Raw genomic sequence first — 13,042 nt, 5'->3', positions numbered from 1 at the left:
GGTGAAACGGTGTTTATTATAGAAAAACCCTGTGACGCTAACGCAACATATAAAGCTACATAAACATATAAAGCTACATATATAAGCTAAACGAATACAATAATGTATAAGCATAATTTTGCACACGCATTTGTATTTTGAAAGGACTTAAAATGAGCGAAAACAATGTTGAAAAGACTAATGATAACAAGACTTGCGATACTTGCAATAACAAAAATTCCCACAAAACTAATACAGTTGCAGCATTATGCATTGCTCCTAGCGGAGTTGGCGAAGAACTCAGCGAATACGTAGCAGATTGCGTTAAAGTAATTCGTGATTCTGGATTAAAAAACGAAACAAACGCAATGTTTACAAACATCGAAGGCGAATTCGACGACGTTATGCGCGTTGTAAAAGACGCAACTATGGTTCTTGTAGAAAAAGGCTACCGCACAGGCGTTATATTAAAACTAGACATTCGTCCTGGTTTTAGCGGTCAAATCGACGCAAAAGCTGCTCTTGTAGACAAGATTCTTGAAGAACGCGAAAACAAGTAATTTGTTAATAAATAATTTATAAATAAAACATAAAATAGAGCTAAATTGCAATAAGCAAAATAAGAAAGCAGAAATTAATGCTGCAAATTAAATCAGTTAAGCAAATATTGTCCAACATAAAAGAAACTCAAGCAGATAGAGAAAAGCAGTATAAATACCTGCATCAGCATCCTGAATTATCTATGCAAGAAACGCATACAGCACAAGCAATCATAGATATTCTTACTAAAGATGGAATTGAAGCAAAGCGCGTTGGAAAAACAGGAGTTGTAGCAATAATCAAAAATGGAGAAGGGCCAATAGTTGCTATGCGAGCAGATATTGATGCTCTTCCTGTTACAGAAAATTCAGGAAAAGACTACGCTTCAACAGTTACAACACAAGATGAAAATGGTAAAACAGTTGGAGTTTCACACGCTTGCGGTCACGATTTTCATATTGCAAGTTTACTTGGATCTTTACAAGCTTTTAACAATCATAAAGAAGCATGGCATGGAACCTACATTGGAGTGTTTCAACCAGGAGAAGAAACAGCTCAAGGCGCAAAAAGCTTGGTAGAAAATGGCATTACACGCATTATTCCAAAGCCAGATGTTTATCTTGGTCAGCATGTTCTTGCAGCAATTCCTGCAGGAACAGTTGGTATTAAATCAGGAGCATTTTTAACTACCGCATCTTCAATCCGCGTACACATTTTTGGTAAAGGATCTCATGGATCTATGCCAGAATTAAGCGTTGACCCTGTGGTTTTAGCTTCGTCTATTGTGTTGAAATTGCAAACGATTGTGTCTCGTGAAGTAGCTGCTAAAGATTACGCAATAGTTACAGTCGGCGCAATAAACGCTGGAAGTAAGTCAAACATTATTCCAGACGATGCGGAACTTTTGATTAATACTAGAACATACAGCGAAGATACTCAAAAATTTGTTCACTCTGCCATTGAGCGAATTGTGCGCGGAGAGTGCAATCTAGCACGATGCCCAAAGGAACCAGAATTTACATACTATGACCGCTATCCATTAACCAATAATGACGAAGCATCAGTTTATCGCGTGCGCGAAGCTTTCGACGAATATTTTGGTGAAAATTCTGTACAAATCAGCAAACAGTCTGCTTCTGAAGATTTTTCTATTGTTGCAAATGCTTTCAATACACCTTACGCATACTGGGGATTAGGTGGATTTGAAGACATGAAAAATGCTCCAGGAAACCACAATCCAGCTTTTGCTCCAGATTTGCAACCAACTCTAAATCGTGGACTTGAATCAGCTGTTGTTGCAGCTTGCGCATGGCTAGCTTGCGACTAATAAATTAATTCTACTAACAGATAAGTTTAAGCGTTTTTTACGCCACCAAACCTGCGGTCGCGATGCGCATAACGGTCAATTGACCTCCACAACGCTTCGCGACCATAATCTGGGAAGAGTTCTGGAACAAAATCAAGCTCCGCATAAGACGCTTGCCAAGGCAAAAAGTTGCTAGTGCGCTGCTCTCCCGAAGTGCGAATCACAAGATCGCAATCTGGAATATCTGGATTATACAAATGTTCTGCAATCATCTTCTCGCTAATGCGATCACCCTTAATTTTGCCGCTTTTAACTTCCCTAGCAATTGCCGCGCAAGCATCTGCGATTTCCGCGCGACCTCCATAGTTTAAGCAAAAAACAACGTCAATCGTAGTGTTATTTTTTGTGATTTCTTGAGCTTTTTCCAACTCGTCAATAACAGACTTCCACAATTTCGGCCGTCTTCCAGCCCAGCGCACGCGCACTCCCCACTCATTCATTTGCGCAACTCTGCGATGAATAATATCTCTAGAAAATCCCATCAAAAAATGCACTTCTTGAGGAGATCTCTTCCAATTTTCGGTAGAAAACGTGTACAAGCTTAAGTAGCGAACACCTGCTTCTATAGCACCTGCAATAGTGTCAAAAACCACTGGTTCCGCCGCTTTATGCCCTTCTGTGCGAATCATTCCGCGCTCTTTAGCCCAACGCCCATTGCCGTCCATAATCACGCCTACATGGCGAGGAACTTTGCCTTTAGGAAAATCTGGCACACGGCTAGGATCACTAAATGGAGCTGCTGGAATATTTAACGAAGTGTAGTCAACGTTTTCAAAACTCATAGTTAAAATCTAACAACCCCATTGAACGAATAGCTAAAGCGTTTTGCAAAGCTTGACTAAAAAGCACACTAAAAAGTCCGCTATATTTTTTGCAAAACTTCTGTTAGATAATTCAAATATCTTTTCCCAAAGCAAGATTTGTACCATCTAGCATGATCTAAGAATCCAGTATCATAGCCCCAAATCTTAAAATCGTAAGATCCATTTGACTTTAAGTAATAGTCTACAAATTCTACGCATTGCTCGATTTGACTTACAGATAAAACAAGCGGAAGCAGCTCTTTTTCAACATCTGTTAACGGTCGAACGCTAGCATATCCTTGCAAAATTGACTTAACTAAGTCCGTTCTAAATGAATCTTTTTTGCCATTCGCAATATCTACCCATTGAATTGTGTTGCGTTCTAAAGTCATTGCTAAATCGTAGATTGCTGTGTTTGTATACGCCATTCCAAAGTCAAATACTGCGCTTGGAGCGCTATCTTTCCACATAAAATTAGATATATGCGGATCCCCATGAGTCCACTGCTTTTTTAGATTCGCGTACCCCAAATCGTAAATTTTTTTGCATGTTGGAGCAAATTCACTTAAATCTTTTACAAAATCACGATTCTGCTCTTTTAAGAATTTCGCTAAATCAGGTCTATTTTCCAACCAAACTTCTGCAGCTTTTTGCACATCTTCGCTTGCACAAAGACTAAATCTTGATTGAAAAGCGTTGATTTCCTTAGGATTTGGCTCGTCAAAACTTTGCGAAGCTAAGGCGATTTTTGCCATCATTACTCCAAGATTTTTGGCTTCTTCACACGTTTTAGGCGGATCCCAAGTGTACGCGTCTTTGTATCTATCTTCTCCGCTAGCTTTTAAAGTCACTTCGTAAGCGCAATCGCCTATTACAAGAAGAGTGCCGTCTACGTAAATATCGCCAGCAGTATTCTTTTCTAAACCTAAAAACTCGCTATTTTTGTTAAAATACAAGTACTTTGGCGTGCTTATTTTATTTTTTAAAAGATGCTCAGCAAAACGATGATACGGCCTAATTGTGCTTGCTTGCCTAACTTTTGTGCTGCATCTTTTAATATAAACGTCTAAATTTTGTGATTTCTTTGACGAATCATCTTTGTAATGCGCGCGAATCAATGAACCTGCAGCCATCGGGCGCAAACTATGACTTAAAATGCAATCAGCTTCTAGCGGATCCTCTAAAAGAGAACACACAATATTTGCCTCATCTAAATCAACATTTGCCCATCTTTGAGCAACAATATCTAGCTGAGGGTCGTTGCTTTCGTTTTCCATATTTGCTCCAATTATTGCCACAGGTTCATTGAATTGTGATATTTATTTGCGCTTGTAATTGCGTTTGCAATCGTTATTATGCTTGCGATTCAAGCACATGCTGGCCGACTATTCTGGCAAATACTCGTTTGTTACGCATCCGCTTTCTATGCTCTTTAGCGCGCAATCAAGAGGCACGCTTAAATGGCCATTTTCACCCATCCAACGAGTGTAGTTTTCCACCAAAGCCATGTCTGCTGTACCCCAACGACCATTCTTGTCGTACCAAGACGGAATCACTTCGTCTAGCGAGGCGCGCAAAGCCTCTGGGCTAATGTGGCAAAGCGCATTTTGCAAAGCATCAACACCAGCCTGAGGGTCTTTTCCTGCAAGCTCATAGCCCTTAACTGTTGCGCTTGCAAAGTTGCGTATTAATTGCGGATTTCGCTCAATCATCTCTTGGCGAGCGCAAACATAGTAAGAATGATGCGGAGCTACGCCAATAGAATCGAATGGAAGAACAACAACTTGGTCAAATGGAAGCGAACCCTGGTATGGCTCCCACCAAGCAACATTAATAAAAGCGTCACACATTCCGCGCTCTACGGCTCGAATGTCTGGCTCCCATGGGCCTGGGTCAATTGTAATCAGCTTGCTAAAGTCGCCTCCGTCGGCAGCAACCGCCTGCTGAAGCTCCGTGTATAAGCGCTTAACGCCCATAGGGATTACTACGCGCTTTCCTTCTAGATCTTTAAATCGCGTAATGCCCGTGTTTTTATTTGTTATGATTCCACCAATTTGAGATTGATTCATTACAGCAAACGACGTTAGCTTGTTTGCGCCATTTTGATGAGCAAAAAGCTGATTTAAGCGAACAAGAGCTATGTCTACTTCTCCGCGCTCCAAGCATGCTGGAACATCTCCACGCTCCGTATCTGTGCTTGTAAACTCTACGTCTAATCCGTATTGCGCATATAATCCGCGCTTTCTTGCAAGGTACATTCCTGCGTGATTCGTCCATGGATGCACATATTCAAGACGTACTCTTAGCATACTAACTCCTTTGTTTTATAGTGATTTGTGATTTTATCTTGACTTTTATTTGCGACTTTTCTTGCGACTTTTGCGCGCTGCTAACTTGCGATTTTTCTTGCGACTTTACAAAAGTGGGCGAGGTGATTAATCCCCCGCCCACAAATCAAATCTTACTAGCAAAAGTTAAGACTTAAGCGCGTACTTCTTTGCCAGAAGCAAAACGGCTCAATGCGCCAGTAGCAGCAATACCCTTGTACAAGTACCACATAACTACACCACCAATTACAGCACCAGAAATCATGCTGCAAAGTGTGTGAATCATCATGAATGCGCCAAAGATTGGAACACCTGCGTAGTAGAACGGATAGGTTGAAACGATTCCACCCAAACCAGCTAATGCGCCAGAAAGTGCAGTCAAACCAACATTCCACTTGCGATACATAACAAACAAGAATGCAAATTCAGCGAACAAGCCCTGAACAAAACCAGGAAGAACGGTACCAATACCGCCCCAGTGGCTACCAACAGTCAACTCAACCATTGCAGCAATAAACTCGCCGAATAGTGCAGCGCCTGGCTTGCGAACCATAATAGCAGCTAAAGGACCAGCGAAGTAGAACAAACCGTAGTACAATGCGCTAACGCCTGGAACTGGAATAAGCTTAAGAGCAGCAGAAATAGGCTCACTAATCAAGCCGATGCCCCAGAAGATAATACCAGAAGCTACAGCAATAACAACCGTGAGCGTAACATCGGCTACGTTCCAACGCAAGGATGGACGCACGGTCTCTTCTTCAACAGATGTACCCATTAGGGTCTCCTTTCATCTTTAACCAATCAAACAAAGGCGACCCTGCAGAAAACTCCGTACGTCGGCATTACCCGATTCACGTTAAACGGTTAGACAGTAATCTTCTCAGCTCTTAAAAGAGCACCCGTGCCTGATATCATTCATATTGCATCAGACAGCGAGGACAAATTTTATAAAATTCAAACATAAAATTAACAAAATCGCTCATTAAGATAATAGAAACTCTAATCAAAATACAGCGAATTAGAATTTTTTTCGCTTAAACGCATAGATCTAATAGGCTTTTCTAGCCAATATTCACACCATTGTTCAACGCATTTAGATGTTAAATCGTCTATACTTGTTCCGTCTAAATTTTGCCAATCGCCATTAATTAATGAAATCATTTGAAAACGCGCTAAATCATTGCACTTAATAGACTCTAAAGCATGATCTTTAGAGCACATAACTCCACCACTAGCTGCCGAGAAATAGGCTAAATCATTGCGTGTTGAACAAATAACGCACTCATTTAACCTAGGAGACCATCCAGCTAATTGCAATGCTCTTAAAACGTACGAAAGCGCGATTGATTCAGCACTATGCAAACTTTTAGAAAGAGCAGATAAAGCAGCTATAAGAAGATTGTATTGTGAGCAAGAATCCGAATATTGCGCGTGAGACGAGACTAAATCGTCCGCAATCTCTGCAATCATGCTAGCACAACTATACAGATTGTAATCCGCACAAATGCTACCAGCATAAGGCGAAACTAAAACCGCTTGAGAAATAACATCAAAAGTTTTGCCAGTTGCAAAAAGTGCATTAACACGCATAAATGGCTCTAAGCGCCCGCCAAATCTAGATTTTAACCGCCTTACACCTTTTGCAACAGCTCGAACCTTGCCATGCTTTTTAGTGAGCATAACAATAACTCGATCAGCTTCCCCAAGAGGAAAAGTCTTAAGAACAACAGCTTCATCGTTATATAACGGCATTAATCAATAACTCTTAGCTTGTATAATCCCTAAATCTAAGTGAAAAATAGACTATTAATTATGATTTGGGTTTACAAATCCGCCAAAATTAGATTCGCCAGTATCGTCAAAATCATCTGAATCATTATTTGCTTCGCGAGAAGAATCTTCAACCGAAGTGTCAAAATGGTTCATAACAGGGAACGAAAGATCTGGAATATCTAAATTAAGACTTTGCGACGGCTCGAACTTAGGCGAAGCAAGAAGTGAAAGATTCAAATCTCCAATGGATTTAGAATCATTTACATTGTTATTACTTGCATTGTTTGCATTTGCATTATTTACACCATCAGCATTCGCACTAACAACATTAGCGCTATCTTCCTTCTTTCCTGCATCTTTAACTTTTCCAAAATCATTATTGTTAGTAGCAGAATTGTTGGAAGCAGCATTAGGATCATAAGACGGAGGGAATGCTGGAGGCATAACAGTAGACGCTTGCGACATTTCGTCGTCTGTATCGTCACTAGCTTCAACACTCACAGAGTGAGGAGTAAAAATCGCCTTCTGTGCATGATGCTCAACAGGAATCGATGGAGGAATTGCTGGAGGCATTAATGGAGCTGGAGCTGGAGTGGAAACTGGAACTGGAGCTGACTTAGGTTCATCAACACTAGGCACATCAACACTAGGCGCAACAACACTAGGCGCAGAAGATGTTTTAGAAACAACATTTTCTTGTAAATCATTATTAGACTTAGCAAAAGCGCCAAAATTAACAGAATCACTAGAATCACTAGAATCGAAGTCTGTATACTTAGCAACTCGATCATAAGACTCAAGTCTGCTTAATAAGCGAACGCAAGCATTTAGATAATAGTCCACTTGGCGCTCGTCGTATCCGCGTTTTCCAGAACGTTGAGTAAACAGAACATTAGAAACAAACATTGCGTCAATTTTGTCTAAATCACTTAAACTGCTTCCCCAAACTGGATTATATCCAAGAAGAACAGCAATCTTATCTAGCGACTTATTTACAACATTGTCTACTTGTTTTTTATCGTAAGAAGGCTTACGCGACTGCGCGGAATCAAAACGCATTTTATAATCGCGCTGGGAATGAGAAAGCAAAACTCTATATTCTTCGTCTGCTTGCGCCTTCCAAACAACCTTGCCGCGATTAGAAATCTCGTACTGCGTAGTCTTATCTACAACTGCACGCTCTAATCTAGAAAGAGCAGCATCTACTTGAGGAATAGCATATCCTTCATCTTCTAAATCGAAAGATACGTCTTGAATATCTTTTTGAGTAAGACTAATGTCGCTAGATTCATACAAAGAATGAGCACGCTCAAGAAAATCATTAACTTGCTCTACGCTGTAACCCTTCTTGCGCTTACCTACACGCTCAATACCCGAAGAATTACGCGCGGTATCAGGTTTACTCGCCATAAACAATAGACCTCCTGAACAGATTCGTATTCAATACACTTTACGCGATTGTTAAGACGCATAAACAAAACACACGCAAAACACGCAAATGATATATGCGCAAAACACGCCTAAAACACAAATCAACGTTTCTAGTACACACCATACTGTATCTTGTTTCAAGCGGGCGATTAGCTCAGCTGGCTAGAGCGCCACCTTTACACGGTGGATGTCGGGGGTTCGAGTCCCTCATCGCCCACTTTCCGCTTTGCAAGTTCTTAAAGAATCTAGATTTTTACCAGCCTTAATTTTTGCTAACGCTTTGTACGCGTCGTCCAAAGTTTTTACGCTTACAACTTTTAAGCCTTGCGGAATATTCCCAACAACTTCATTGCAATTGCTGTTTGGCGCCAAAAACCATTTAGCTCCATCTCTTTTTGCAGATATCATCTTTAATCGAATACCGCCAATTGGACCAACTTTCCCAGAGTTATCAATGGTTCCCGTTCCAGCGATTATTTTTCCACCAGCCAAATCTGCGTTTGTAAGCTTGTTCAAAATACCCAAAGCGTACATCATGCCTGCAGACGGTCCACCAATATCGTCTATATGCAACTTAATTTTTACGTTTTTTACATTCACATTAAGATGCTTCTTCGCATAATCCAAAGCCGCCACTTGCGCAGAAGATTGCGAAGAAGCCATTTGCTTACTTGTTTCTTTCTTATAATCGCTTGCGTTTTGATTTACTGGAACAAGAACTTCTCTAGGTAAAACTTGCTTTTTAGAATCGAACCAAGATGCAATCGCATATATATTTGGAATCTCGTATCCTGGTATTCCAGACGTATTTACTGTTACTAAAAGAAGCTTTCCACTTTTTGACGAAGATTTATAGTCAGTATTCTTAACAGCGCCATTTTTAACATTAATCACATATTTTCCAAAAGACTTTCCTAGAACATCTTGAGTTGGCCCAGGTTCTTCCACAACATATGCACTTGGTAGAAAAAGCGCGATAATCGACATAACTACAATAAATAACCCAACAAAATACCTAAATGACTTAGCGGAAAAATATTCAACAAGATCCCCAACAGTATTTTTAAGAGTAGTGAATATATTTTTATTGATTTTATTAAACATGTACGTAATCTTATTAGGCATCTTATTAGGCATAAAATTAATAGTATATGTAAATGTGCATAACCTACACTCTAAAAACCCTAACAAGATGCGGTTTTTGAAAAAATTTGAAAAAGTTATACACATTATTAATTTATTAGCAAAAATCGCCATGTATCGAGTAGAATCTTTTATACATAGTTAAAACCGTATAGTTAAAGACTATGTAAACAAACATAAAATATACGCAAATATATTTAACTTAGGTACAAACTTCATAAGGATTGAATATGAGCGAAGAAGAAATTCACCAATGGCTTGTTAGCTGCTTTGGCCCCGAAGAAGGAGAAAGAGCTTGGTCTAACTTTGAAAATCTTCCTTTTGAAGTTCGCGATGACATTCTTACAAGATGTTCAAACGGAGGCCTTCCATCTCCAGAAGAAGTTCATTCGTTAATGAGTGCCTTTGCTAATGGCGGCTTAAACACGCCTTTTGAGATGACGGAAACACTTAAAGAAGGTCCAATCAATAAAAGACTTGCTCAATTGCTTGCTTGCCAAAAAGCAACTGGAGACGGCGGTACAGTAAACGCACAAGTTGCAGATGCAACAAGAAGAGCGCTAAGTGAAGCAAACTTATGGCTAGACGCGAATTGCAATCTAAATCCAGTATCTGGAACCCCCGATGTTCTTTCAAGAGAAGACTGGGTTAATGGAACTATAGATTCGTGGATTAAGTTTGCAAATCCTGTTGCCAAATCGGTTAGTAACGCTTTTTCGGATGTTATTGCCGAAAAATTTGGAGAAGACCAAGACTTAGAAGTAGAAGGATTATACGACGGCGTTATGCCAATACCTATGCCAGATGGCGTAAAAAAGCCAGAACAAATGATGAGCCTTCTTGCTAACACGTCTTTTGCAATGCAATTAGGATATGCTGCTGGAAATTTATCTCACGAGATTCGCGGAAGCTTTGATCAAGGTATTTCACTTCTTAAAAACCCTGCAGGCGGTCTTGTTCCTTACAATTGCATAGATTACGCAAAAAAGTGGGGATTAGACATTAACGAAGTTATGAATTATCTAGCATTGCGAGAGCTTGCTCACGCACGATTGTTTGCGTCTGCACCTTGGCTTATGCCTCGTTTTGAAGCACTAATAATAAAGTATGCAGCTGGAATTTCTATCGACTTAAGCGCTATGGAAGAACAGCTTAGAGATATTGAAGGAATGAACCCAGAGTCTATTTCGGGAGCTGTTGACTTATGTAATATTGCTCGAAACGATACAGAAGGTCAAAAACAAGCATTAAAAGGATTAGAAACACTTCTTGCACTTAGTGAAGGTTGGGTTGATTGCGTTATTTGGCGTGCTGGAATGGCACACATTCCACACATTGAGCAGCTTAGAGAGATGACTAGGCGAGAACGCGCTGCAGGTGGCCCTTCAGAAATGACTTTCCAAGCTTTAACTGGATTAAAGTTGCGTCCTAGAGCAATGCGCGAAGCTGCATCAATGTGGGATGCGATTACAAATGAAAAAGGCATTGAGGAACGCGATGCCATGTGGAATCACCCAGATCTTTTGCCAGAATTACCAGATTTTAGCGAAGATAAAGAAGATACTAAGGATAATAAAGATAAAGAAGATAATAAAGACGATACTAATAAAGTAAATAAAAATAACGAAAACAATAAAAACAACGAAAACAACACTAATAGTCAAAACAATACGAATAGTCAAAACAGCGATAATACAAATAAAAAAGAATCTGAACAAACAGATAGCAATGATTTAGAAAACGCAAATCTAGAAGAATTAAGCAAGAATATGCTTGATTTAGAAGATTTTAAGAACAGTGACGATTTAGAGCAAAAACTTAAAGACGTTAATTGGGACGACGAATTAAGTAAATTATTGGCATCTAGCGATAGTGACAGCCAAAACGACGAGCAAGACTCAAACCAAGATTCCAATGCGAACTCTGGCGAAGATTCTGGTACAGACTCTGGCGAAGACTCTAATCAGCACAAAAGCGACAAATAAAGTCATAAACTAATTTATAAGCGATTTACGTTAGAACAATTGCATAAATGCATTTATTCTAAAAAGTGGCTTACAGACCTTTGCATTCCATTGCCGTAGTCTTTGCAAATTGCATAAGACATGTGCAAGGTTGCTTCCGCGCGCGTTATTGCAACATACATAAGTCTGCGCTCTTCTTCGTCTGTATCTTGAGTTCTATTAACGCTTCCAAATGGAAGTAGTCCTTCGCTGCAGCCGATTAAAAACACGTGCTTAAATTCCAAACCTTTAGATGCGTGAATCGTAGAAATCGTTACAGGAAGTAAAGATTTTTTGATTAAATCTACTTTTTCGCGCTCGCTTTCGCTTTCTTTTGCAAAGTCAATGTCTTTTGCATCGCCACTTTCGACGTATTTTTCTAAATCACTCAAATCGCTAGCGTTTGAATCTTCAAAATTGTTTTCTAAAACATCAATCTGCAAACCAGCATCTTTTCTAACAGAAAAATGTATTCCTAAATCACCCAAAGTTTTGCAAAATATATTCTGTTGAGCATTAGTGCGAGTTAGAATAGCAAAATCTGTAGGGAGTGCTTTGCCTGATTTAACAGCATTATAAATTCGTTGAGCAACATCAACAGCTTCGTCGTAATCCGTGTTATAAACAGTTTTAGTAACGCGAGCGCCACCCTTATTTTTTGACACGAGTCTTAAATAATCACATCTAAAAGCAGACTTAGAAAGAACCCGATTAGCAAGACCTACAATACGTTCCGTAGATCTGTAATCCGTATTTAGACTAATATCTGCACAAAGCGGCGCAAACTCGTTAGGAAATTCAAGTAAATCGTAGCTGCTTGCTCCTGCAAAAGAATAAATCGTTTGCGCAGGATCTCCAACAACGCAAATATTTCGATTATTGCCAAGCCAACATTTAAGAAGCTCATGTTGAAGAGGAGAAACATCCTGATACTCGTCAACAGTAACCCAGCCGATTTTACTACGTATTTTCTCACATGCTTTAGGAAAAGTGCGCAAAACATGGCATGCAAGAAGTAGCAAATCGTTAAAATCAATAAGATTCCTTGTGTTTTTTTCTAACTCGTAAGCTTTATATGCTTCAACAAATTGATTAACGTCTAGAGCTGCAGGAAGATCTCGGCTAACGCAAGAATATGCGCGCGCGTAATCATCTGGAGCAATAAGACTAACCTTTGCCCAGTTGATTTCTGCAATAATGTCTCGTATTTGTGCAGAAGTCATATTTGCAAAATCCGTGTAGTGGATTAATGCTTGCTCAGTAACACTTTTTGGATCATCCATTATATTTGGAAAAGGAGCTTCGCAAACGTCATTCCAAACTCGTCTTAAATGCTGTAAAGCTGCAGAATGAAAAGTTGCAACAGTTGCATTATTTACGCCTAATTTTTTAAGGCGATTTTGCATTTCTTTAGCAGCTTTTACAGAAAAAGTAACAGCTAAAACGCGATTTTCGTCCCACTCTCCTTTTGCACACGCGTACGCGATTCTTCGCGTAATAGTGCGAGTCTTACCTGCTCCAGCGCATGCAGTAATGCGCACTGGCCCTTGTAACGCCATTGCTGCTTTGCGTTGAGAATCATCTAAACCTTCTAGCAAAGACTGTGCGTAATCTTTACCATGATTTTTGTTAGATTCGCGCTTCTTGCTTTCTAAAGACTCTTGAGTAGAAATCATA

At 39.8% G+C, this 13,042-nt stretch carries 11 protein-coding genes, 1 tRNA gene and 1 riboswitch; of the genes, 4 read left to right on the top strand and 8 right to left on the bottom strand.

What is annotated here, in order from left to right:
* Positions 1 to 152 precede the first annotated feature (152 nt).
* Entirely contained in the window at positions 153 to 539 is a 387-nt protein-coding gene (locus HXT45_RS02430; RefSeq protein WP_004132604.1) for an MTH1187 family thiamine-binding protein, read from the top strand.
* Positions 540 to 616: 77 nt separating this feature from the next.
* Positions 617 to 1,846: a M20 family metallopeptidase gene (locus HXT45_RS02425; protein WP_004130350.1), complete on the top strand. Its 1,230-nt coding sequence runs from the start codon at positions 617 to 619 to the stop codon at positions 1,844 to 1,846.
* A 26-nt stretch (positions 1,847 to 1,872) separates the two neighbouring features.
* Here the strand turns inward: HXT45_RS02425 and HXT45_RS02420 are convergent, their stop codons facing one another.
* From HXT45_RS02420 to HXT45_RS02395, 6 genes are all read right to left on the bottom strand, one after another.
* Positions 1,873 to 2,667, bottom strand: coding sequence for an isoprenyl transferase (locus tag HXT45_RS02420; RefSeq protein WP_004112377.1), 795 nt, complete (start codon positions 2,665 to 2,667; stop codon positions 1,873 to 1,875).
* Positions 2,668 to 2,747: 80 nt separating this feature from the next.
* Entirely contained in the window at positions 2,748 to 3,965 is a 1,218-nt protein-coding gene (locus HXT45_RS02415) for a phosphotransferase enzyme family protein (RefSeq protein WP_115761786.1), read from the bottom strand.
* Positions 3,966 to 4,073: 108 nt separating this feature from the next.
* Positions 4,074 to 4,997: an ABC transporter substrate-binding protein gene (locus HXT45_RS02410; RefSeq protein WP_421782142.1), complete on the bottom strand. Its 924-nt coding sequence runs from the start codon at positions 4,995 to 4,997 to the stop codon at positions 4,074 to 4,076.
* 172 nt (positions 4,998 to 5,169) lie between these two features.
* Positions 5,170 to 5,790 carry an ECF transporter S component gene (locus tag HXT45_RS02405; RefSeq protein ID WP_004130359.1) on the bottom strand — a complete coding sequence of 207 codons (621 nt, stop codon included), beginning with the start codon at positions 5,788 to 5,790 and terminating at the stop codon, positions 5,170 to 5,172.
* Positions 5,791 to 5,826: 36 nt separating this feature from the next.
* Positions 5,827 to 5,928, bottom strand: a riboswitch (TPP riboswitch).
* An 86-nt stretch (positions 5,929 to 6,014) separates the two neighbouring features.
* Positions 6,015 to 6,767: a DNA repair protein RecO gene (gene recO / locus HXT45_RS02400; protein WP_115793815.1), complete on the bottom strand. Its 753-nt coding sequence runs from the start codon at positions 6,765 to 6,767 to the stop codon at positions 6,015 to 6,017.
* 54 nt (positions 6,768 to 6,821) lie between these two features.
* Positions 6,822 to 8,198: a DivIVA domain-containing protein gene (locus HXT45_RS02395; protein WP_415680725.1), complete on the bottom strand. Its 1,377-nt coding sequence runs from the start codon at positions 8,196 to 8,198 to the stop codon at positions 6,822 to 6,824.
* Between the two features lie 164 nt (positions 8,199 to 8,362).
* Here HXT45_RS02395 and HXT45_RS02390 point away from each other — a divergent pair.
* Positions 8,363 to 8,436 (top strand) — tRNA-Val (locus HXT45_RS02390).
* On the opposite strand, the gene HXT45_RS02385 is transcribed toward HXT45_RS02390, so the two are convergent.
* A complete protein-coding gene (locus tag HXT45_RS02385) occupies positions 8,427 to 9,344 on the bottom strand; it encodes a PDZ domain-containing protein (RefSeq protein WP_396230237.1) in 918 nt (305 codons plus the stop codon). The genes HXT45_RS02390 and HXT45_RS02385 overlap by 10 nt on opposite strands.
* A gap of 248 nt (positions 9,345 to 9,592) precedes the next feature.
* Here HXT45_RS02385 and HXT45_RS02380 point away from each other — a divergent pair, with 248 nt between their 5' ends.
* Positions 9,593 to 11,347, top strand: coding sequence for a zinc-dependent metalloprotease (locus HXT45_RS02380; RefSeq protein ID WP_115793812.1), 1,755 nt, complete (start codon positions 9,593 to 9,595; stop codon positions 11,345 to 11,347).
* Positions 11,348 to 11,400: 53 nt separating this feature from the next.
* On the opposite strand, the gene HXT45_RS02375 is transcribed toward HXT45_RS02380, so the two are convergent.
* Entirely contained in the window at positions 11,401 to 13,041 is a 1,641-nt protein-coding gene (locus HXT45_RS02375; RefSeq protein ID WP_421782139.1) for an ATP-dependent helicase, read from the bottom strand.
* Between the last annotated feature and the right edge of the window lies 1 nt (position 13,042).

Origin of the sequence: Gardnerella sp. DNF01199S (genome assembly GCF_049244155.1) — a bacterium.
GTDB classification, from domain to species: domain Bacteria; phylum Actinomycetota; class Actinomycetes; order Actinomycetales; family Bifidobacteriaceae; genus Bifidobacterium; species Bifidobacterium piotii.
Note: the sequence above shows the minus strand (reverse complement) of the source record. Positions and strands in the feature narration are given on the sequence as shown.